Origin of the sequence: Pseudomonas sp., from assembly GCF_049645325.1 — a bacterium.
GTDB lineage: Bacteria > Pseudomonadota > Gammaproteobacteria > Pseudomonadales > Pseudomonadaceae > Aquipseudomonas.
Genome location: NZ_JBARTQ010000134.1, coordinates 1 through 21353, shown reverse-complemented (window position 1 = coordinate 21353; position 21353 = coordinate 1). Strand labels below are relative to the sequence as shown.

Genomic DNA, 21353 nt, shown 5'->3' with positions numbered 1-21353 from the left:
GCGTACATCTCAAGCCTGTCTTCGCCTCGCCCTGCGCCTTATCCCCCGTTATACTTGTCGGCTTTCCTGAATTAATGCCAACTAGGGTCCCGCCGCGCATGGATAAGACCTACCAGCCGCACGCTATTGAAACTTCCTGGTACCAGACCTGGGAGTCCGAGAATTATTTCGCCCCGCAAGGCGCGGGCGATTCCTACACCATCATGATTCCGCCACCGAACGTCACTGGCAGCCTGCACATGGGCCATGGCTTCAACAATGCGATCATGGATGCGTTGATCCGTTTCCGCCGCATGCAGGGCCGCAACACGCTGTGGCAACCGGGTACCGACCACGCCGGTATCGCCACCCAGATGCTGGTGGAACGCCAGCTCGAAGCCACCGGCCAGAACCGCCACGACCTCGGCCGCGAGAAATTCCTGGAAAAGATCTGGGAATGGAAAGACCAGTCCGGCGGCAACATCAGCCGTCAGATCCGTCGCCTGGGCTCCTCCGTCGACTGGAGCCGCGAGCGCTTCACCATGGACGACGGCCTGTCCGAAGCCGTGAAAGAAGCCTTTGTGCGCCTGCACGAAGACGGCCTGATCTACCGCGGCAAGCGCCTGGTGAACTGGGACACCAAGTTGCACACGGCAATTTCCGACCTTGAAGTGGAAAACCACGACGAGAAAGGCTTCCTGTGGAACCTCAAGTACCCGCTGGCCGACGGCGCCAAGACCGCTGAAGGCAACGACTACCTGATCGTGGCCACCACCCGTCCGGAAACCATGCTTGGCGACTCCGCCGTGGCGGTGAACCCGGAAGACGAACGCTACAAGGCGCTGATCGGCAAATTCGTCGAGCTGCCCCTGGTTGGCCGTCGCATCCCGATTATCGCGGACGACTACTGCGACCCTGAATTCGGCACCGGCTGCGTGAAAATCACCCCGGCCCACGATTTCAACGACTACGAAGTCGGCAAGCGCCACAACCTGCCGCTGCTGAACATATTCGACAAAAACGCCGCCGTCCTGCCTGCCTGCCAGGTGTTCAACCTGGACGGTACGCTGAATGAAAGCATCGACGGCAAGATCCCGGCCGAATACGCCGGCCTCGACCGTTTCGACGCGCGCAAGCAAATCGTTGCCGCCTTTGACGCCGCCGGTTTGCTGGTAAGCGTCGACGACCACGCCTTGAAAGTGCCGAAGGGCGACCGTTCCGGCACCATCATTGAGCCGTGGCTGACCGACCAATGGTACGTGTCCACCAAGCCGCTGGCAGAGCCCGCGATTGCCGCCGTGGAAGATGGTCGCATCGCGTTCGTGCCTAAACAGTACGAAAACATGTACTTCTCGTGGATGCGCGACATCCAGGATTGGTGCATCAGCCGTCAGCTGTGGTGGGGCCACCGCATTCCTGCCTGGTACGACGAGTCGGGCAAGGTTTATGTAGGCCGCGACGAAGCCGAAGTGCGTGCCAAGCACAACCTCGGCGCAGACATCGCGCTGCAGCAGGACAATGACGTACTGGACACTTGGTTCAGCTCGGGCCTGTGGACGTTCTCCACCCTCGGCTGGCCGCAACAGACCGAATTCCTGAAAAAATTCCACTCCACCGACGTGCTGGTCACCGGCTTCGACATCATTTTCTTCTGGGTTGCCCGGATGATCATGCTGACCATGCACTTGGTGAAGAACGAGGACGGCACGCCGCAGGTGCCGTTCAAGACCGTGTATGTGCACGGGCTGGTGCGCGATGGCCAGGGCCAGAAAATGTCCAAGTCCAAGGGCAACGTTCTGGACCCGCTGGACATCATCGACGGCATCGACCTGGAAACCCTGGTGCAAAAACGCACCTCGGGCCTGATGCAGCCGAAACTGGCGAAGAAGATCGAGAAACAGACCCGCGAAGAGTTCGCAGACGGTATCGCCAGCTACGGCACCGACGCCCTGCGCTTCACGTTCTGTTCGCTGGCGTCCACCGGTCGCGACATCAAGTTCGACATGGGCCGCGTCGAAGGCTATCGCAACTTCTGCAACAAGATCTGGAACGCTGCGCGCTACGTGCTGGACAAAGGCGAAGACTGCGGTCAGAACGGCGAAGAAGTCGAACTGAGCCTGGCCGACCGCTGGATCATCTCGCAACTGCAACGCACCGAAGCCGAAGTGACCCGCCAGCTCGAGCAGTTCCGCTTCGACTTGGCCGCACAAGCCTTGTACGAGTTCATCTGGAACCAGTATTGCGACTGGTACCTGGAACTGTCCAAGCCTGTGCTGTGGGACGAAAATTCGCCGATCGAACGCCAGCGCGGCACCCGCCGCACCCTGGTGCGCGTGCTGGAAGTGGCGTTGCGCCTGGCGCACCCGTTCATGCCGTTCATTACCGAAGAAATCTGGCAGCGCATCGCGCCGCTGGCCGGTATCGAAGGCAAGACCATCATGCTGCAACCTTGGCCAGTGGCCAACGAAGCGCGCATCGATGAGGCTGCCGAAAGCGATATCGAGTGGCTCAAGACCCTGATGATGGGCACGCGCAACATCCGCGCCGAGATGAACATCGGGCCAGGCAAGCCATTGGCAGTGTTCGTGAAGAACGCCAGTGCCGAAGATCAGCGTCGCCTCACCGAGAACGATGCGCTGCTCAAGAAGCTGGCGAAGCTGGAGTCGATCACCGTATTGGCTGCCGGCGCCGAAGCACCGCTGTCGGCGACCGCATTGGTCGGCGACATGGAAGTGCTGGTGCCGATGGCCGGCCTGATCGACAAGGGCGCCGAACTGGCCCGCCTCGATAAGGAAATTGCGCGTTTGCAAGGCGAAGTGCAGCGCGTGGGCGGCAAGCTGTCCAACGCGGCATTCGTCGACAAGGCGCCGGCTGAAGTGATCGAGAAAGAACGCGCCAAACTGAACGAGGCCGAACAGGCCCTGGGCAAGTTGGCCGAGCAACACGCGCGGATTTCCAGCCTGTAAGCTGAAGCCTGCGTAAAAAAAGAGACCCTCGGGTCTCTTTTTTTTGGTCTGTTCTCAACCCCCTCTCCCGCTGTAAACCCAATCAATGTGGGAGCTGGCTTGCCTGCGATGGCATCACCCTGGTCTGACTGATAGACCGAGTTGCCTGCATCGCAGGCAAGCCAGCTCCCACATTTAAACGAGTTGGGCTCAAGATGTGTGACAATGCCCACCACTTTGAGCCAACACCAGAACCAACATGACCACCCCCAGCACGCCTAAACCTCCGCGCAAGAAGCCTAAAATCGCCGCCACGGCCAAGCCCGTTGCCCCGCGTAAAGAGGCTACCTTGCACCCGCGCAACCGCCACACAGGCCGTTACGACTTCCCGGCGCTGATCAAGACCACGCCGGAACTGGCGCAATTCGTGATCCTCAACCCCTACGGGAAAGAGAGCATCGACTTCGCCAGCCCGGACGCTGTGCGGGTGTTCAACCGGGCGTTGCTGAAAGCCTTCTATGGCATCCAGCATTGGGACATCCCGGCGGATTACCTGTGCCCGCCGGTGCCAGGGCGTGCCGACTACGTGCATTTCCTCGCCGACCTGCTGGCCAGCGTCAACGACGGCAAGATTCCGCGCGGCTCAATCGTCAAGGTGCTGGACATCGGCATGGGCGCCAACTGCGTCTACCCGCTGATTGGCTACATGGAGTATCGCTGGAACTTCCTGGGCTCGGAGGTCGACCCTATCGCCGTGGCAGCCGCCAAGGCCATCGTGCAGTCCAACGACCTGAGCAAGGTCATTCAACTGCGCCTGCAAACCAACCCCAAGCAGATCCTGCTGGGTCTGCTGGAGCCGGGCGAGCGCTTTGACCTGACCATGTGCAACCCGCCGTTCCACGCGTCCATGGACGAAGCCACCAAGGGCAGCGAACGCAAATGGCGCGCCCTGGGCAAAGCCGACCCTAAACGCAAGTTGCCGGTGCTGAACTTCGGTGGCCAATCGGCCGAATTGTGGTGTGAAGGCGGTGAAGCGCGCTTTGTGACACAGCTTATTGCCGAGAGCGCGCACTTTGCCCACAAGGTGTTGTGGTTCAGCACCCTGGTGTCCAAAGCGTCGAACCTGCCCGTGATCCAGACCGCACTGAGAAAAGCCGGCGTGCTGGAAAGCCAGGTGGTGGAGATGTCTCAGGGCCAGAAGCAAAGCCGCTTTGTCGCCTGGACGTTCCAAACCAAGAACGAACAGCAACTCTGGCGTCAACGCTGGGTTCGCGACTAACAAATCGCAGGCAACAAAAAACCGTGCCCGGATCGCTCCGGAGCACGGTTTTTTTTGCTGCGTCTTACTTGTTAACAGCGTCGGTCAGGCCTTTGGCCACAACCAGCTTGATAACTTTCTTGGCAGCGATTTCGATGGCAGCGCCAGTCGAAGGGTTACGGCCAGTACGGGCAGGACGCTCGGTCACTTTCAGTTTGCCAACGCCTGGCAGAGTGATTTCGCCGCCGTTTTCCAGCTGATCAGCAACGATCTGGCTCAGTTGGTCCAGCAGAGCGCGCACGGTGGTCTTCGGTGCGTCTACTGCTTCAGCCAGGTCAGCGATCAGTTGGTCTTTAGTAATAGCCATTGTGGTGTTCCTTCCCTATCAAATTCATATGGATTGCAGAGTGCAGTGTCAGCCATCGAGCCCGACCGTCATGGCCTGGCACCCCCGGCCATAACCACGGAGATCGGGGTTATAGATGCTTGAAACGGGGATTGGTTCGACCTGACAGATGCTGAATGCACGCTTAACGCCGAGACTTGGCGTAAGACGGGGCAAAACTAGCACAGAGACGGGGAAATATCCGCCTCTACCTAGCCATTTGGTCAGCTTTATCGCTCTAAACCGTGAAAAAAAGGCATATGGGCCGTCGGAGGTCGCCCAAAACGCCCTTCCACGCGTGTCTTGGCCAACGGGTGCGGTACACTGGGCGACTTTTTGGGGAGGCCACCCGCTCCCCTTCAACCAGCCGAGAAGCCTATGCCGATCCGTCATTGCATCGTCCACCTGATCGACAAAAAACCCGACGGCACACCTGCAGTTCTCCACGCCCGTGATTCGGAGCTGTCCGAATCCGCCGCCATCGAGAACATGCTCGCCGACCTTAACGAGAGCTATAACGCCAAACAAGGCAAGGCCTGGGGCTTCTTCCATGCCGAGTCTGGCGCGCACCCGTTCAGCGGCTGGTTGAAGGACTATTTCGACGGCGGCCAGGATTTCACCACCTTCAGCCGCACTGCGGTCGAGCACCTGCAGAAGCTGATGGAAGAGTCCAACCTCTCCACCGGCGGCCACGTGTTGTTTGCCCACTACCAACAAGGCATGACCGACTACCTGGCCATCGCCCTGCTGCACCACAGCGAAGGCGTGGCGGTAACCGACGAGCTTGACGTGACCGCGTCGCGCCACCTTGACCTGGGCCAACTGCACCTGGCCGCGCGCATCAACATCTCCGAGTGGCAGAACAACAAGCAGTCCAAGCAATACATCTCGTTTATCAAAGGCAAGAACGGCAAAAAGGTCTCCGAATACTTCCGCGACTTTATCGGTTGCCAGGAAGGCGTCGACGGCCCCGGCGAGACCCGCACCCTGCTCAAGGCGTTCAGCGATTTCGTCGAAAGCGAAGACTTGCCGGATGAATCGGCGCGCGAAAAAACCAAGACCTTGGTGGATTACGCCAGCAGCCAGGCCAAGCTCGGCGAGCCCATGGGCCTGGAAGAACTGTCGAGCCTGATCGATGAAGAACGGCCAAAAGCGTTCTACGACCATATTCGCAACAAGGATTACGGCCTGTCGCCGGAAATCCCGGCGGATAAACGCACCCTCAACCAGTTCCGCCGCTTCACCGGCCGCGCCGAGGGTTTGTCGATCAGTTTTGAAGCGCACCTGCTGGGCGACAAGATCGAATACGACGAAGCCGCCGGCACCTTGATCATCAAGGGCCTGCCGACCCAGCTGACCGACCAGCTCAAGCGCCGTAACTGATGCTCGGCGGGATTCTGAAGAAAGTCCTGCTGGTGTTGCTGGTCGTCGTGGTGATTCAGAACTGGGGCAAGATCGAGCGGCTGTTCAACCCCTCGCAGGTGGTTTCAGAGCACACACGCGCTTCGGCGCACGTGGTGCTTTATTCCACTGAGTGGTGCGGCTACTGCAAGCAGATCCGCCGCTTCCTCGACCAGAAAGGCATCCCGTACCAGGCGTTCGATATCGAGAAGGACGCCCAGGCGCGCAAGGCGTATGAGGCATTGGGCGGCGGCGGGATTCCGTTTGTGGAGGTCAATGGCACGCTGATTCGGGAGTTTGACCCCGAAGCAATTATGGCGGCATTGAAATAACACTCTCCGTAGAGCACAACGGATCAAGTGTGGGAGCGGGCTTGCTCGCGAAAGCGCAGTGTCAGTCGCCAAATACATAGGCTGGTTCACCGCCTTCGCGAGCAAGCCAGTACCTGCCGATCTCAGCTAACGCACCACAATCACCCGCCCCAACACGCTGTGCTGCTCAAACCCCAACACCGCCTGCAACGCATTCAGCACCGCCTGCGGGTCCTTGCTCGGAAAGCTGCCGCTGACGCGCTTGGCGCCCATTTCTTCGTTGAGCATTAGGATTCGGCCCGGGTAGTAACGGCCCAGGTCCTTGACCACATCGGCCAGCGGCGCCTTGTAGTAATTGAGCCAGCCATCACGCCAGGCCAGGCGTGATTCGCTGTCGACGCCATGCATCGCCTCGGCCACGCCCTCGGCGTAGGCCACTTGCTGGCCCGCCGTCAGAATTTGCTGTTGACCCTGCCGGGACGGCGTCACGCCAACGCGGCCGGACAACACCGTTACCTGGGCACCGGCCGGTTGCAGACGCACTTCGAACTGCGTGCCCAGCACCCGCGCCTCGCCGCTTCCCGCCTCGACCACAAAAGACTCGCCCGTATGCGTCACGCTGAAAAATCCGGCACCGCGACGCAGTTGGACATGCCGCTCGCCGTGACTGAAATCCACGGCAATAGCACTGTCGGCATCCAGGGTGACTTGGGATTGATCGGCCAGGGTGACGGTTCTCACCTCGCCCGGCGCGGTCACGTAATCGGCGCCGAAGTCATCGACCCAGCGCGACGGCTGCCAACCAGCGCCCATCGACACCATCAGCAGCAGGCACGCGGCCATGGCCAAGGCGCCAGTCCAGCGCACAGCGCGCGGGCGTTTCGTGGTGTTCATGGCATTTAAGTAGCCCTGCAAGGCCACGCAGTCTTCGTCCGCCAGCGCGCGCGCCGGCACTTCGCTCAACTCCCACAGCACCTGGGCCTGGGCGTAGGCTTCAACATGCGCGGGGTCGGCGCGCAGCCAACGGCTGAAGGTGGCCTGGTCGCCACTGCTGGGCTGGTCGTGCAGCAGGCTCAACCAGTCGAGTGCGGCCTGTTCCTGGGCAGGCGTTGGAGTGACGTTCACGGTGCTTTCCCTGGCGTGCGTGCGGGCAATGGTTCGCGAAGGCTGGCCTTGCAGGCTTCGAGGGCACGCATCATATGTTTTTCCACGGCACTTTGGGACAACCCCATGGCCTTGGCGATTTCCGCGTACTTGCGCCCATGGATTCGGTTGAGCAGGAATATCTGCCGAGTGCGCTCCGGCAAGCTGCGCAGCGCGGCTTCGACATGGCGCAAATCGTTGCCGGCTTCGAGCGCGGCCTGTGGCTCCGAGCTTTGATTGTCCTGGTGTTCCGGCCACCAGCCTTCGCTGCTGCGCACCCGCGCGCCTTCACTGCGCAGATGGTCGATCGCGATGTTGCCGGCGCAGCGCAGCAGGTAGGTGCTGAGTTCTTCGACCTGCACCAGAGGCCGGCGCCAGAAGCGCAGGAACAGGTCCTGCACCAGGTCGGCCGCCGTGGCACGGCAGCCCACGCGCCGACTGACCAGCGCCTCCATCTGCGAACGCTGGGACAAGAACACCTGCAGGAAATGCGCACGCCCGCCGGCCGCCTCGGTGTGCGGGCGGTCTTGGGGTTCCGGTGGCGTGCTGATTATCATGAGAGGCTCAGAATAGGACGAAGGCCGCGACAGGGCTGGCGAGCAGGCCGACGCCCGCCAGGTTCAAGGCCAGCCTTGGCCGATACGGCAACAGCAACACCAGCAGCAACGCGCTGAACATCAACACGGCGCACCACTCGACCAACCCCTGGCTCCATCCCGTGGCCGCAATGGCCGGCCAGATCGACACCGTCAGCAGCAGCCAACCGCCCACACGCAACCCCAGCCGGCGACGCGGCGAGGGTTTGCTGTGCAATAACTCGCCATGGTGGCGATCGGTCGACAGGCACAGTGCAGCAAACCCGGCGTAGCACATCAGCAGCGCGAGCAGCATTCAGTGGGCCTCCTGCTTGAGCGTCAAACCGCGCGCGCGGTCAGCCTTGGGGTGCGGCACCGTGCGGTGCTGCATCTTCCAGGCCGCCCACGTGAGGAACAGGCCGCTGGCCAGGCAGGTCAAGTCGAAGCCAGCCATGGCCCAATCGCCAGCCACCAACGAAACACCCAAGTGATGAGACGTGGTGATTGCGTTAAGCAGTGGGATTGCGACAAACAGCAGCGCGGCGACGCTCAGTTGCTCGACCCAGGCCTGACGGCCCCGGCGCAGCATCGCGTGCAGCAGGCTCACGCCCCAGGCAATGAAGAAGGCCTGCACTTCCCAGTCGGAACGCTCGGCGAAGCTCACCGGCAGCAGGCGATTGGCCCAGAAAAACGCGCCAATGCCGATCATCAACCCGGACATGCTGGCGATGTTCAGCACTTCCACCAAGCGCAGCTCAAACGGCATCACGCCGCTTTTCGCGTGTTTGAGCTGGCGTTTGCCAAGCCAGATCACCAGGCCGGTGCCGATCATCGCCGTGCCCGCCAAGCCACAGATAAAGTACAGCCAGCGCAGCACCGGGCCGGCAAAATGGCCCATGTGCAGGCCGTAGAAACTGCCGCCGATGGCCGCCGGCAGCGATTGCTCACCGCTTACCCGCAACAATTCGCCGGTGGTGCCGTTGAACGACACGGTGCTGCCAAAATCATGCACCACACGGTCGGAGCCTGCGCGGAACACATTGACCGAGGCATTCACATCGCCCGGGTTGTTAACCACCAGCCGCCCGACATGCCCACCCGCCCATTGCGCCCGCGCCTGTTCGTACATCGGCCCCAGCGCCAGCAATTGGCCCGGCTGGCCGAGCGCCGGCGCCTTGTGGGTGGCGGGGAATACGTCATTGAAAAAGGCGCGGGTGTCGTAGCCATACGTGGCGACGATGGGCGCCGGAATCACCATGTTCATGAAAATCACCAGGCTGCTGTAGGTGATCATCAGGTGAAACGGCAACACCAGCACGCCCACCGCGTTATGCCCGTCGAGCCAGGAGCGCTGGCCTTTGCGAGGGCGGAAGGTGAAGAAGTCCTTGAAGATTTTCTTGTGAGTGATGATGCCGGTGATCAGCGCGACAAACATCACCATCGCGGCGATGGTCGACAACCAGCGGCCCCACGGGTAGGGCATTTGCAACTGGAAGTGGAAACGGTAGAAGAATTCGCCGCCCATGCTTTCACGGACCTCAACAGGTTGGCGAGTGACCGGATCGAGAACCTTCTGGATGAAATTACCGCGCTTGCCGGGGTCGACTTTGTCTTGCCACATCACCGACAGGCCAGGGTCGCGGCTGTCCGGCAGGGTAATAAACCAGCGCGCGGCGTTGGGCGCCTGCTGCTGCAGATAGGTTTGGGCGGCAGCGAGGCTGCGCGCATCGTCCACCGGATGCGCCTGCACTTCAGGCTGCATCCAATGGGTAATTTCGTCCTTGAAATAGGACAAGGTGCCTGTCAGGAAAATCGCAAACAGCAGCCAGCCAAAAATCAATCCGGCCCAGGTGTGCAACCATGCCATCGCCTGACGAAAGCCCTCTTTCATGTGCGCACCATCCACAAACCCACACCCGCAAGGGTGCCAAACAGTGCGCTCGGCAACATTACGCCAAGCCACGCGCGCCACGCCGTGCGGCAGGCAAAGCACCAGATGACGGCGAGCAGATAGAACACGAACGAACTCATCATCCCGGTAATCACCGCGTCGGCGCGGGAGGTGGGCATCCACAGCGCCAGGCAGACGGCCGCCAGGGACGCCATCAGGTAGCCGCCGACCACGGCAGCCAGCAGCCGCGACGTGACGCCAAGGCGGTAGGAAACCGGAAGTGAGGTTTTGCTTTTCATGCGGGAGACGCCAGGTTCATCAGCGCGCAATATTAATGATAAATATTCTCATAAGCAAAAGAGAACGGATGAATCACCTTCTCCGGCGGATTGCCGAACCGGGTCTTGCGCCCTACAATGCGAACAATTCTTGTTCTCTAAAGCATGTCAATGCTTGCGGAGTGATTGCGTTGCAGCCGTCCAACACCGTCGAAGTCTTGTACCAGGACCATCACCACTGGCTCACCGGCTGGTTGCGACGCAAGCTCGGCTGCCCGCAAAGCGCGGCTGACCTGGCCCAGGACACCTTTGTCCGCGTGCTCACCGCCCGCGAAGCGCCGACGCTGATCGAGCCCCGCGCCTTCCTGACGACCGTCGCCAAGCGCGTGCTGTTCAACTTCTACCGCCGCCAGGACCTGGAGCGCGCCTACCTCGATGCCCTTGCGCAGATGCCCGAACACGTCGCGCCGTCGGAAGAAGAACGCGCGATCATCCTGCAAACCCTGATCGAGCTCGACCAACTGCTCGACGGTCTGCCCATCACCGTCAAACGCGCCTTCCTGCTGGCCCAGCTCGACGGCCTGACCTACGCACAAATCGGCGCAGAACTGGGCATCTCCATCGCCACCGTCAAACGCCATCTGAACAAAGCGGCCATGCGCTGCTACTTCGCCCTATGAACGTCTCCACCCAGGTGGCCGAACAAGCCGTGCGCTGGCTGATGGAAATGCAGCAAGGCGCGCTCAACCCGCGCCAGCAGGCGGCTTGGCAGCAATGGTTGAATGCCCACAGCGAACATCAGCGCGCGTGGGACCACATCCAGCGCGTCAACCAACGCCTGCGCGGCATGCCTTCGCCCCTCGCGCATGCGGCGTTGAACGCGCCAACCTCCAGCAGCCGGCGTCAGGCCTTGAAATTACTGCTGATTCTGGGGGCCGGTTCCGCCGCCGCCTGGGGTTTGCGCCAGCAACACATCCTGCCGCCACTGACCGCCGACTACCGCAGCCCCCTCGGCCAGCGCCGCACGGTGCAACTGGCCGATGGCAGCCAGTTGCAGCTCAACACCGGCAGCGCGGTAGACGTGCATTTCGATGGCCAACAGCGCTTGATCCGCCTGCTGGAGGGCGAAATCCTGCTGACCGCCCGCGCGGGCAATGAACCGTTGAGGGTGCTGACCGGCCAGGGCCTGCTCAGCAGCCAGGCGGCGCGGCTGAACGTGCGCCAGTTCAACGACCACACCCAAGTGGCGGTCTTTGACGGCCATGTCGATGTGATGCCCAACAGCTACAGCGGCTTGCCGTTGACCGTCGAGGCCGCACGGCAGGTCAACTTCACCCGCAAGGGTTGGGACACCCCGCGCGCCACCGACGCCAACACCGGCGCCTGGGCCGACGGCATGCTGGTGGCGGCGCACATGCGCCTGGAAGACTTCCTCAATGAACTGGGCCGCTATCGCCGTGGCCAGCTCAACTGCGACCCGCAGGTTGCCAACCTGCTGCTGTCCGGCAGTTACCCGCTGGACGACAGCGAACGCATTCTCGACCTGCTGGAAGTCAGCCTGCCGGTCAAAGTGCGGCGCTTCACGCGCTACTGGGTGACAGTGCAGGCCCGCGCCTGAAATTATTTTCTGCAACCGTGAGCCGTTTTCCAGCCCTCGCGTGACAGAGAAGGAAAGCCCCCTTGATCCTTCCTTCTCAGGACCGCCCTTCATGCCCCAACAACCCACCCTGCTCGCCCGCACCTTGCGCCAACTCCTGTTGGGCGCCAGCCTCAGTTTTACCCTGCTGCCTCAAGTGATGGCGGCCGATGACAAGCCGTATCACATCGCGCCGGCAACCCTGGAAGCGGCGCTGAACCAGTTCGGTCGCGAGGCGGGCGTGCTGATTTCCTTCGGCTCCGAGGTCACGGCAGGGCTGCAGAGCCACGGATTGTCGGGTAACTACAGCGCCGCTGAAGGCTTGCAAAAACTACTCGAAGGCACCGGCCTGCAAGCCCGCGCCGAGGGTGAAAACGCCTACAGCCTGCAACCGGCCAGCGCCCCCGCAGTCCTTCAATTGCAGACCTCAAGCGTGGTCGGCGACTGGCTCGGTGATGCCGCGCAAACCAACGTGTTCGAGCACCCCGGCGCGCGTGACGTGATCCGCCGCGAAGCGTTCGAGCGCCAGGGCGCGACCCAGGCCCGCGACGTGCTCAACCGCATTCCCGGCGTCAACGCGCCGGACAACAACGGCACCGGCAGCCACGACATGGCGCTGAACTTCGGTATTCGCGGCCTCAACCCACGCCTGGCCTCGCGCTCCACCGTGTTGATGGACGGCATTCCGGTGCCTTTCGCGCCTTACGGCCAACCGCAGCTGTCGTTCGCGCCTATCAGCATGGGCAACATGGATGCCGTGGACGTGGTACGCGGCGGCGGCGCGGTGCGTTATGGCCCGCAGAACGTCGGCGGCATCGTCAACTTCGTGACCCGCGCGATCCCGGATGCGCCGACGGTCAAAGGCGGTTTGCAGACCGAAACCAGCCCGTCCTCCAGCCACGACGGCTTCAAGACCACCGGCAACCTGCTGGCCGGTGGCACTGCCGACAACGGTTTGGGCGGCGCGATCCTGTATTCGGGCACCCGTGGCGGCGACTGGCGTGAAAACAGCAACACGCGCATCGACGACCTGATCCTCAAGGGTAAATACCAGCTCGACGACGCCAACAGCTTCAACGCCATGGCGCAGTACTACGAAGGCCAGGCCGATATGCCCGGCGGCTTGAACGTCAAGGACTACAAGGCCGACCCGTATCAGTCCACACGCCCCTACGACAAATTCTGGGGCCGCCGCACGATGTTCAACGCCGGTTACCGCTACCAGGAAGACCGCCGCGAGTTCACCGCCAATACCTTCTTCACCACCACCTTGCGCAATGGTTACCTGGACCAGGGCAGCTTCCTTTCGCTGTCGCCGCGCGAGTACTGGGTGCGCGGCCTGGAAACCCGCTTTGCCCAAGGCTTCGACCTCGGCCCGAGCAGCCATGAAGTGGGTGTCGGCTACCGCTACATCAACGAAGCCGGCCACGAGCTGCGCTACCGCACGCCGATCAGCGCCAACCAGCAACTGCCCGACACCAACAGCCGCAACGACCGCGACACGCGGGGCGCCACCGAAGCCAATGCGTTTTTCGTCGATGACCGCATTGATATTGGCAAGTGGACCATCACCCCGGGCATTCGCTACGAGATGATCGAATCCCAGCAGACCAACAACCTGACCAACGTCAAGTACAAGGGCGACTACAACACCGCGCTGCCGGCCTTGAACGTGCTTTACCACCTCACCGACGACTGGAACCTCTACGCCAACACCGAAGGCTCGTTCGGCAGCGTGCAGTACAGCCAGATGCCGAACCGCGTGACCAGTGGTGAAGTAAAACCGGAAAAGGCCCGCACCTGGGAGCTCGGAACGCGTTATGACAACGGCACCTTGCGCGCGGAAATCGGTGCGTTCCTGATCAACTTCGACAACCAGTACGACAGCAACCAGACCAACGATTCGGTGATCGCCCGGGGTGAAACGCGCCACCAGGGTATCGAGTCGAGCATCAACTACGCCCTCGACGGTTTGAGCCCGGCGCTGGCCGGTTTTGATCTGTACGCCACCTATGCCTACGTCGATGCGACCATCCGCGAAGACGGCCCGAACAAAGGCAACCGCGTGCCCTTCTCGTCCAAGCACAAAGGCACCCTCGGCGTGGGTTACACCGAAGGCCGCTGGAAGCTCAACCTGGACAGCAGCTACCAGAGCAGCCAGTTCGCCGACAACGCCAACACCCAGGCGGAAAGCGCCGACGGCAGCACCGGACGTATCCCCGGCTACATGCTGTTCAGCAGCCGCGCGGCGTATGACTTCGGCCCGCAGCTGTCGGATTTGAACGTGGCGGTCGGTGTGAAAAACATCCTCAACAAGCAGTACTACACGCGCTCGTTCGACGATAACAACAAAGGCAAATACGTCGGCGAACCGCGCACGGTCTATGTGCAGACGTCCATCGCGTTCTAACTGCCCGCCAGGCAACTGGGCGTGCCTGCCACCAACGCATCAATGGCGCAGCGCACCTTGGCTGGCATATGCGTGGCCGTCGGCCAGATCACATGGATCGGTGAAGGCTGGTCGCGGTAGCTCGGCAGTACCGCTTCCAGTTGCCCGCGCAGCACGTAATGCGCGATCAGCCAACTTGGCAGCCAGGCCAGGCCGACACCCGCAATCGCGGCATCGGCCACGGCCTGCAGGTCGTCCATCATCAACGGCGAGGCCACGCGCACTCGGTGCGGCTGGCCTTGAGCATCATTGAGTTCCCATTCCTGACGCGGCGCACTGCAGCGATAAGCGATGCCACGGTGCCCGACCAAGTCGTCGACGCACTCAATTGCACCGAAGCGCTGCAAATACGCAGGCGAAGCCGCCAGGCCGATACCTTGCTCGCCCAAACGGCGCGCGCTCAAACGGTCAGTGTCGGGCAGCTCGCCGATGCGCACGGCCAGGTCGAAGCCTTCCTGAGCCACGTCGATCACCCGGTCGGAAAACGAAATCTCGACCTCCAACTGTGCAAACTGGTCCATCAAGCGCCATAACGCCGGTGCCGCATAGTGGTGGCCGAACGCCAATGGCACGCTGGCCCTCAAGCGGCCGCGTGGCGCATGCCGGCCACTTTCCAGCACCGATTCGGCCGCTTCAAGTTCCGCCAGCGCACGCAAACAATGCTCGTAATAGGCCTGCCCATCCTCGGTCAGGCGCTGGCGGCGAGTGGAGCGCTGCAACAGGCAGGTGCCCAAGCGCGCTTCCAGCCGCGCCAAGCCCTTGCCCACCGCAGAGCGTGTGAGGTTCAGGCGTTCGGCGGCCTCGGTCAGGTTGCCGCTTTCGACGATTTGCAGAAAGAGTTCTACGCCGTCAAAACGTGGAATAGCCATGGGTTAATTGTCGCTCTTGGTTCCCGTATTGCTGGAAAACTTATCACAAATAAAGAATCAGATTCCCCTGAGAATAATCCGATACCCATAGCCAGGAGAGTCCCATGCCACCCGCCGCCACGTTATTGGCCGTCAGCCCCCCGCGCACCGCCAGAGACGGTCTCGCCCTCACCGCCGTGTGCCTTGTTGCACTGATGTTCGGCCTGGAGATCTCCAGCGTGCCGGTCATCCTGCCGACCCTCGAACAACAACTGGGCACCGGTTTTGAGGATGCCCAATGGATCATGAATGCCTACACCCTGGCCTGCACCAGCGTGTTGATGGCGGCCGGCACATTGGCCGATCGCTTCGGGCGCCGACGCATGCTGGTGCTGTGTTTGTGGCTGTTCGGGCTGGCCTCGCTGGCCTGTGGCTTGGCCAACGACGCCTCCACGCTGATCGCCGCACGGTTCGTGCAGGGCGTGGGCGCCGGGGCGATGATGATCTGCCAGTTCGCGATTCTTTCGCACCAGTTCCGCGAACCGGCGGCGCGGGCGCGAGCATTCGCTGTCTGGGGCGTGATCGCGGGCGTGGGCCTGGGTTTCGGGCCGATGGTGGGGGCGTTGATCCTGGCGGTGGCGGACTGGCGGTGGGTATTTCTGGTGCATGCGCCGCTGACCCTGCTGACCTTGGTGCTGTTGCGCATCAGCGTGCAGGAGTCGCGCGACCCGGCCGGTCATCGCCTCGACATCGCCGGCATGCTCACGCTGACGTTGTCGGTGTTCGCGCTGGTGTACTTCATCACCCAAGGCACCGAAAACGGTTTTGGCACACCCGCCATGCTCGGTTGGGCGGGTTTATCGATGGCGGCGTTGTTGCTGTTCATCCTGATTGAGCGACGCAGCCCGCACCCGATGTTTGATTTCTCGGTGTTTCGCATCCAGCGCTTCAACGGCGCGTTGATGGGGTCGATCGGCATGAACTTCAGCTTCTGGCCGTTCATGATCTACCTGCCGCTCTATTTCCAGGCGGGGTTGGGCTACGACACCCTGACCACCGGCGGCGCCCTGCTCGCCTACACCTTGCCGACCTTGCTGGTACCACCGCTGGCCGAACGCCTGGCCTTGCGCTATGGCGCCGAGCGCATCATTCCCGCGGGCCTGGGTTTGATGGGCGCAGGGTTTATAGCCATGGCGGCGGCCAATGGCGCCGAGCATCCGAGCATCGTGCGGGTGCTGTTCAGTTGCGTGATCGCGGGCGTGGGCCTGGCGCTGACCAACTCACCGACCACCAACACCACCACAGGCTCCGTCTCGGCGGACCGCGCGGGCATGGCTTCGGGTATCGACCTGAGTGCGCGGCTGATCACGTTGGCGCTGAACATTGCGCTGATGGGCCTGGTGCTGCTGCTGGGGATCAGCCATCACCTCGCCAGCCTGCTGCCCGCCACCACGGCCGTGGATTGGCCGGCCATCAGCCAGAATATCGCGGCTGGCAAGCTGGATGCGCTGGTGTTGGCGCCCGTCGATGCCCAGGCAGCACTGCGCCACGGCGCCGGTTGGGCCATGCTGTTTGCGGGCGTTGGCGCATGCGGGCTGGCACTGTTGAGCGGGTATTTTTTCCGGCAGCGCCGGTAAACGAAAACGGGCCTGCATGTGCAGGCCCGTTTTTAGTGGGGAGTGAAAAAGTGGTCAGCCGTTAATCGCTGCGTTTTCGTTTTCCAGGAATTCCTCTTCAAGCGCGTCATCGTTCACTTTGTTGTTCGGCTGGTTTTTCCCGGCAGCGCGTGGCTTGCCTTGCAGTTTGCCGAACAAATGTTCCAACGCATGATCCAGCTTGGTGGCGGCACCGTCGATCGCCTGTTCCAGGGTATCGGCCTTGTGCAATACGGAAACCGGTTGATGGCCCTTTGGCCTAGCTTCCAGGCGGCAACTTAAATCGTGAGGACCGGGCTTGTCGCCATTCTCATCCTTCAGGTAGACCTCAACGCGGGTCAGGTCTTCTTCGTAACGTTCGAGCGTGCTCTCAATGGTCGTACGTACCCACTCCTCCAGTCGGATGCTGCTTTCAATATGGTTATCGCTATTGACTTGGATTTGCATAGTTCTTCCCTTATTTCAGCTAGCTCGCGAGAGGTCACAACTGCGACACCAGGGTGGTGAAACCATGACCTCTTGATTACACAATTGAGCAGTCAGAAGAACAATTCAACCCCTTTGCAAAGATAAATCACACATTACAAATTAAGTCTGACGACGGGCAAAAACGCTGTTAGGGTGGGGAGTTAGTTACATCTTCTTACGTCCAGCGAACCTCATAATTGCCCCTCTCCCAACGGGTGCAATCCGCGAAAAATCCCCGCCTCTTCTACCAGCCAGTCATGCACCGCGCGCACGCCCGGGTGGTTCAACGCACCCGGCGCATACAGCAGCACGTAACGTTTATGGTTGGGCACGGCGAGGCCAAACGGCACGATCAAGGTGCCACGCTCCAGCTCATCGTTGAGCAAGGTGCGCCGCGCAATGGCCACGCCCATGCCGGCGATGGCGGCTTCGATGGTCAGATGATTGCGGTTGAAGGTGTGCCCGCGCCGTACGTCGGCGTCGTGGTAGCCGATGGCATTCAGGTAAAACTCCCACTCGGCGTACTCATAACTCCCACGCCAGGCGGTGATGTCGTGCAACAGCGGGAAATGCACCAGGTCGGCCGGGCCGTGCAACGGTGGACGGCCGCGCAGCAGGCTCGGCGCACACACCGGGAAAATCTGCTCGTCGAGCAAGGCGGTGGATAACAGGCCAGGGTAGCTGCCGTCGTTCAAGTCGATGGCCAGGTCGAAGTCGCCTTCGTGCAGCGCGATGCTGCTGTCTTCGGCGACCATGCGCAGCTGGATATCCGGAAAACGTTGCTGCAAACGCGGCAAGCGCGGGGTCAGCCATTTCCCCAGGAATGACGGGATCGAGCGCAGGCGCAGGGTGCCACTGATCATGCCAGCGTCCAAGCGCTGCAGCTCAGCATCAATGCTGCCGTAAGCCTCTGCCACCGTTGTCGCCAGCCGTTGCCCCTCGGCACTCAACTCCACGCCCCGCGCGCGCCGGTGAAATAGCCGAAAGCCCAAACGCTCTTCCAACTGGCGGATTTGCTGGCTCACCGCCCCCGGTGTGATGTGCAGTTCTTCGGCGCAGCGGGTAAACGACAAATGCCGCGCCGCGCAGGAAAAAACGTGCAACCAGACATACGTCTGGCCATGCAGATGGCGGCTCATAGGGTTTAGTCCTGCTAAAGGGTGTCTTAGGATAATTCGTTGGTCAGTGCCGATCCAGAGGCTCAGTATCGCGCCAATTCCGCTCGTCCTACAAAACATGGCAGCGATTTCTCCTCCATTGCTTGTAAGGCTTTAGCATGGCTATCAGTGTTTTCGATCTATTCAAAGTGGGCATCGGCCCGTCCAGCTCCCATACCGTCGGCCCGATGCGGGCGGCGGCGACGTTTGCCCAGGCCCTGACCGATCAACACTTGCTCAGCGCTACCCGCCGCGTCGAAGTGCGACTGTACGGCTCGCTGTCCGCCACCGGCGTAGGGCATGCCACCGACCGCGCCTGCGTCATGGGATTGATGGGCGAATGGCCGGATCAGGTTGACCCGACCTCGATCAACCCACGCATTCAGCAACTGCGCGAATCCGGTCGCCTGTTGCTCACAGGCAGCCAGGAGATTGCCTTCAACTGGCACACCGACCTCCTGCTGCTGGACGAAAGCCTGCCCTACCACCCCAACGCCATGTCCCTGCACGCCTATGGAGAAAACGGCCTGCTCAGCGAGCAAACGTACTACTCGGTAGGCGGTGGTTTCATCATCGAAGCCGCGGAGGCTGAGTCGGGCATCGCGCCGACCAGCGACGTGCAATTGCCCTACGACTTTTCCAGCGCTGTGGAATTGCTGGCCTTGTGCAACAAACACGGCCTGCGAGTTTCCGAGCTGATGATGGCCAACGAGCGCGCGTGGCGCAGCGATGAACAGATCCGCAGCGGCCTGTTGCATATCTGGTCGGTGATGCGCGAATGCGTCGAGCAAGGCCTGCGCGATGAAGGCATCTTGCCAGGCGGTCTGGACGTGCCTCGCCGTGCAGCGAAATTGCACCGTAGCCTGTTGGAAATCGGCAAACCCAACGTGATCACCTCAACCTTGTCGGCCATGGAATGGGTCAACCTGTTCGCCCTCGCCGTCAACGAAGAAAACGCCGCCGGCGGGCGCATGGTCACCGCGCCGACCAATGGCGCGGCGGGGATCATCCCGGCGGTGCTGCATTACTACATGAAGTTCAACACCGACGCGTCTGACGACGATGTGGTCAATTTCTTCCTGGCTGCTGCCGCTGTCGGCATCCTGTGCAAGAAAAACGCCTCGATCTCCGGCGCCGAAGTTGGCTGCCAGGGCGAAGTGGGTTCAGCCTGCGCCATGGCCGCCGCCGGCCTCGCCGACATCCTCGGCGCGACCCCGGAGCAACTGGAAAACGCCGCCGAAATCGGCCTGGAACACAACCTCGGCCTGACCTGCGACCCGGTCGGGGGCCTGGTGCAAGTGCCGTGCATCGAGCGCAACGCCATCGCTGCAGTGAAGGCGATCAACGCCACGCAGATGGCCCTGCGCGGTGACGGCAAACACTTCATTTCCCTCGACCGGGTGATCCGCACCATGCGCGATACCGGTGCCGACATGCATGACAAATACAAAGAAACTTCACGGGGCGGCCTGGCGGTCAGCTGGGTGGAGTGCTGATCGGAGCACTGCTTCCTGCCCCATTACGTGAGCCCGCGCAAAAATAATAACGAGGCAATACCGATGACCGATGTACGTACACCTGCTGCCGAAAATCCTGCTAGCGAACACCCTGCAGTTGCAACAACCGTGACCACAGGCTGGACCAAACACGACACCACCTGGATGCTCGGCCTTTACGGCACGGCCATCGGCGCAGGCACCTTGTTCCTGCCGATCAACGCCGGCGTCGGCGGCTTCTGGCCGCTGATCGTGCTGGCATTGCTGGCATTCCCGATGACGTTCTTTGCTCACCGTGGGCTGACGCGCTTTGTGTTGTCGGGCACGTCCGGCGACATCACCGACGTGGTCGAAGAGCACTTCGGCGTCGGCGCGGGCAAGCTGATCACCCTGCTGTACTTCTTTGCGATCTTCCCGATTTTGCTGGTGTACAGCGTAGCGCTGACCAACACCCTGAGCAGCTTCATGGAACACCAACTGCACATGGCCCCGCCGCCGCGCGCGATCCTGTCGCTGGTGCTGATCCTCGGCCTGATGGCCATTGTGCGTTGCGGCCAGAGCATGATCGTCAAGGCCATGAGCGTGCTGGTTTACCCGTTCGTCGCCGCCCTGCTGTTGCTGGCCGTCAGCCTGATCCCGAATTGGAACGGCGCGTTCTTCGCCTCCGCCAGCGAGGGCATGCCCTTGCCGCTGTTCTTCAAGACCCTGTGGCTGGCGATCCCGGTGATGGTGTTCTCCTTCAATCACTCGCCGATCATCTCCGCCTTCGCCGTCGACCAGAAGCGCGTGTATGGCGCGCAGGCCGAGCGTAAAAGCAGCGGCATCCTGGCCACCGCCCACGGCATGATGGTGCTGACGGTGATGTTCTTCTGCTTCAGCTGCGTGCTGGCCCTGTCGCCAGCGGACCTGGCGGCAGCCAAGGCGCAGAACATTTCGATCCTGTCGTACCTGGCCAACCACTTCCAGACCCCGGTAATCGCCTACGCCGCGCCGTTGATTGCGCTGGTGGCAATTACCAAATCCTTCCTGGGCCACTACATCGGCGCCAGCGAAGGCTTTCAGGGCTTGATCGTCAAATCCCTGCGCGGGCGCAACCGCAGCCTGTCGGCCAAATGGCTGGAACGCAGCACCGCGTTGTTCATGGTCCTGACCTGCTGGGCCGTGGCCACCTTCAACCCAAGCATCCTGGGCATGATCGAAACCCTGGGCGGGCCGATCATCGCGTGCCTGCTGTTCCTGATGCCGATGTACGCGATCCGCCGCGTGCCCGCTCTGCGCAAGTATTCGGGCCAGGTTTCGAATGTGTTTGTGGTGGTGATCGGGCTGATTGCGCTGTCTGCGATCGTTTTTTCCGTGCTGCCCTGAAATAGCCCACGATCTAAACAACACCACTAATCAATGTGGGAGCGGGCTTGCTCGCGAAGGCGGTCCTTCAGCTAAGTGTTTATTGGCTGACACACCGCTTTCGCGAGCAAGCC

19 protein-coding genes are annotated in these 21353 nt (G+C 61.6%); 10 read left to right on the top strand and 9 right to left on the bottom strand.

Features of this window, described 5'->3' with window-relative positions; translation table 11 throughout:
- Positions 1-98 precede the first annotated feature (98 nt).
- A complete protein-coding gene (locus WBB95_RS06020; protein ID WP_424486728.1) occupies positions 99-2945 on the top strand; it encodes a valine--tRNA ligase in 2847 nt (948 codons plus the stop codon).
- 238 nt (positions 2946-3183) lie between these two features.
- Positions 3184-4203, top strand: coding sequence for a 23S rRNA (adenine(1618)-N(6))-methyltransferase RlmF (rlmF, locus tag WBB95_RS06015; RefSeq protein WP_424486727.1), 1020 nt, complete (start codon positions 3184-3186; stop codon positions 4201-4203).
- A 64-nt stretch (positions 4204-4267) separates the two neighbouring features.
- On the opposite strand, the gene WBB95_RS06010 is transcribed toward rlmF, so the two are convergent.
- A complete protein-coding gene (locus WBB95_RS06010) occupies positions 4268-4549 on the bottom strand; it encodes an HU family DNA-binding protein (RefSeq protein ID WP_003212743.1) in 282 nt (93 codons plus the stop codon).
- Between the two features lie 396 nt (positions 4550-4945).
- Here WBB95_RS06010 and yejK point away from each other — a divergent pair, with 396 nt between their 5' ends.
- Positions 4946-5950: a nucleoid-associated protein YejK gene (yejK, locus tag WBB95_RS06005; RefSeq protein WP_424486726.1), complete on the top strand. Its 1005-nt coding sequence runs from the start codon at positions 4946-4948 to the stop codon at positions 5948-5950.
- A complete protein-coding gene (locus WBB95_RS06000; protein ID WP_424486725.1) occupies positions 5950-6300 on the top strand; it encodes a glutaredoxin family protein in 351 nt (116 codons plus the stop codon). Before yejK ends, WBB95_RS06000 begins: the two co-directional genes overlap by 1 nt.
- A gap of 126 nt (positions 6301-6426) precedes the next feature.
- On the opposite strand, the gene WBB95_RS05995 is transcribed toward WBB95_RS06000, so the two are convergent.
- From WBB95_RS05995 to WBB95_RS05975, 5 genes are read right to left on the bottom strand one after another with little or no spacing between them, the layout of a single operon-like run.
- Positions 6427-7404 (bottom strand): FecR family protein, encoded by a 978-nt coding sequence (locus WBB95_RS05995; protein ID WP_424486724.1) that lies wholly within the window; start codon positions 7402-7404, stop codon positions 6427-6429.
- Positions 7401-7979 (bottom strand): RNA polymerase sigma factor, encoded by a 579-nt coding sequence (locus WBB95_RS05990; RefSeq protein WP_424486723.1) that lies wholly within the window; start codon positions 7977-7979, stop codon positions 7401-7403. Before WBB95_RS05990 ends, WBB95_RS05995 begins: the two co-directional genes overlap by 4 nt.
- 7 nt (positions 7980-7986) lie before the next feature.
- On the bottom strand, positions 7987-8313 hold the full coding sequence (locus WBB95_RS05985) for a DUF3325 domain-containing protein (protein WP_424486722.1): 327 nt from the start codon (positions 8311-8313) through the stop codon (positions 7987-7989).
- On the bottom strand, positions 8314-9888 hold the full coding sequence (locus tag WBB95_RS05980) for a PepSY-associated TM helix domain-containing protein (RefSeq protein ID WP_424486721.1): 1575 nt from the start codon (positions 9886-9888) through the stop codon (positions 8314-8316).
- Complete coding sequence (locus tag WBB95_RS05975; RefSeq protein ID WP_424486720.1) at positions 9885-10187, bottom strand: DUF3649 domain-containing protein; 303 nt, start codon at positions 10185-10187, stop codon at positions 9885-9887. The genes WBB95_RS05980 and WBB95_RS05975 overlap by 4 nt, the downstream gene beginning before the upstream one ends.
- Positions 10188-10357: 170 nt before the next feature.
- Between WBB95_RS05975 and WBB95_RS05970 the strand changes: the two genes are divergently transcribed.
- The 3 genes from WBB95_RS05970 (at position 10358) to fecA (ending at position 14212) form a co-directional block, all read left to right on the top strand.
- Positions 10358-10846, top strand: coding sequence for a sigma-70 family RNA polymerase sigma factor (locus tag WBB95_RS05970; RefSeq protein WP_424486719.1), 489 nt, complete (start codon positions 10358-10360; stop codon positions 10844-10846).
- A complete protein-coding gene (locus tag WBB95_RS05965) occupies positions 10843-11784 on the top strand; it encodes a FecR domain-containing protein (RefSeq protein WP_424486718.1) in 942 nt (313 codons plus the stop codon). Before WBB95_RS05970 ends, WBB95_RS05965 begins: the two co-directional genes overlap by 4 nt.
- 91 nt (positions 11785-11875) lie before the next feature.
- Positions 11876-14212, top strand: a complete 2337-nt coding sequence (fecA, locus tag WBB95_RS05960; protein ID WP_424486717.1) for a TonB-dependent Fe(3+) dicitrate receptor FecA — start codon at positions 11876-11878, stop codon at positions 14210-14212.
- Here the strand turns inward: fecA and WBB95_RS05955 are convergent.
- A complete protein-coding gene (locus WBB95_RS05955) occupies positions 14209-15120 on the bottom strand; it encodes a LysR family transcriptional regulator (protein WP_424486716.1) in 912 nt (303 codons plus the stop codon). The genes fecA and WBB95_RS05955 overlap by 4 nt on opposite strands.
- A 104-nt stretch (positions 15121-15224) precedes the next feature.
- Here WBB95_RS05955 and WBB95_RS05950 point away from each other — a divergent pair, with 104 nt between their 5' ends.
- Positions 15225-16736, top strand: a complete 1512-nt coding sequence (locus WBB95_RS05950) for an MFS transporter (RefSeq protein WP_424486715.1) — start codon at positions 15225-15227, stop codon at positions 16734-16736.
- Between the two features lie 54 nt (positions 16737-16790).
- On the opposite strand, the gene WBB95_RS05945 is transcribed toward WBB95_RS05950, so the two are convergent.
- Positions 16791-17201 carry an HPF/RaiA family ribosome-associated protein gene (locus WBB95_RS05945; protein WP_424486714.1) on the bottom strand — a complete coding sequence of 137 codons (411 nt, stop codon included), beginning with the start codon at positions 17199-17201 and terminating at the stop codon, positions 16791-16793.
- Positions 17202-17413: 212 nt separating this feature from the next.
- On the bottom strand, positions 17414-18361 hold the full coding sequence (locus WBB95_RS05940; RefSeq protein WP_424486713.1) for a LysR substrate-binding domain-containing protein: 948 nt from the start codon (positions 18359-18361) through the stop codon (positions 17414-17416).
- Positions 18362-18498: 137 nt separating this feature from the next.
- Here WBB95_RS05940 and WBB95_RS05935 point away from each other — a divergent pair, with 137 nt between their 5' ends.
- Positions 18499-19875 (top strand): L-serine ammonia-lyase, encoded by a 1377-nt coding sequence (locus WBB95_RS05935; RefSeq protein WP_424486712.1) that lies wholly within the window; start codon positions 18499-18501, stop codon positions 19873-19875.
- Between the two features lie 63 nt (positions 19876-19938).
- The gene (locus tag WBB95_RS05930; RefSeq protein WP_424486711.1) at positions 19939-21240 is read left to right on the top strand and encodes a serine/threonine transporter; all 1302 of its coding nucleotides are present in this window, start codon (positions 19939-19941) and stop codon (positions 21238-21240) included.
- Positions 21241-21353 lie beyond the last annotated feature (113 nt).

Coding starts and splice junctions, on each gene's coding strand:
- WBB95_RS05975 (WP_424486720.1), bottom strand. CDS start 10,187: ATGAAAAGCAAAACCTCACTTCCGGTTTCCTACCGCCTTGGCGTCACG.
- fecA (WP_424486717.1), top strand. CDS start 11,876: ATGCCCCAACAACCCACCCTGCTCGCCCGCACCTTGCGCCAACTCCTG.
- WBB95_RS05980 (WP_424486721.1), bottom strand. CDS start 9,888: ATGAAAGAGGGCTTTCGTCAGGCGATGGCATGGTTGCACACCTGGGCC.
- WBB95_RS05985 (WP_424486722.1), bottom strand. CDS start 8,313: ATGCTGCTCGCGCTGCTGATGTGCTACGCCGGGTTTGCTGCACTGTGC.
- WBB95_RS05945 (WP_424486714.1), bottom strand. CDS start 17,201: ATGCAAATCCAAGTCAATAGCGATAACCATATTGAAAGCAGCATCCGA.
- WBB95_RS05955 (WP_424486716.1), bottom strand. CDS start 15,120: ATGGCTATTCCACGTTTTGACGGCGTAGAACTCTTTCTGCAAATCGTC.
- WBB95_RS05965 (WP_424486718.1), top strand. CDS start 10,843: ATGAACGTCTCCACCCAGGTGGCCGAACAAGCCGTGCGCTGGCTGATG.
- WBB95_RS05990 (WP_424486723.1), bottom strand. CDS start 7,979: ATGATAATCAGCACGCCACCGGAACCCCAAGACCGCCCGCACACCGAG.
- WBB95_RS05930 (WP_424486711.1), top strand. CDS start 19,939: ATGACCGATGTACGTACACCTGCTGCCGAAAATCCTGCTAGCGAACAC.
- rlmF (WP_424486727.1), top strand. CDS start 3,184: ATGACCACCCCCAGCACGCCTAAACCTCCGCGCAAGAAGCCTAAAATC.
- WBB95_RS05940 (WP_424486713.1), bottom strand. CDS start 18,361: ATGAGCCGCCATCTGCATGGCCAGACGTATGTCTGGTTGCACGTTTTT.
- WBB95_RS05935 (WP_424486712.1), top strand. CDS start 18,499: ATGGCTATCAGTGTTTTCGATCTATTCAAAGTGGGCATCGGCCCGTCC.
- WBB95_RS06000 (WP_424486725.1), top strand. CDS start 5,950: ATGCTCGGCGGGATTCTGAAGAAAGTCCTGCTGGTGTTGCTGGTCGTC.
- WBB95_RS05950 (WP_424486715.1), top strand. CDS start 15,225: ATGCCACCCGCCGCCACGTTATTGGCCGTCAGCCCCCCGCGCACCGCC.
- WBB95_RS06020 (WP_424486728.1), top strand. CDS start 99: ATGGATAAGACCTACCAGCCGCACGCTATTGAAACTTCCTGGTACCAG.
- yejK (WP_424486726.1), top strand. CDS start 4,946: ATGCCGATCCGTCATTGCATCGTCCACCTGATCGACAAAAAACCCGAC.
- WBB95_RS06010 (WP_003212743.1), bottom strand. CDS start 4,549: ATGGCTATTACTAAAGACCAACTGATCGCTGACCTGGCTGAAGCAGTA.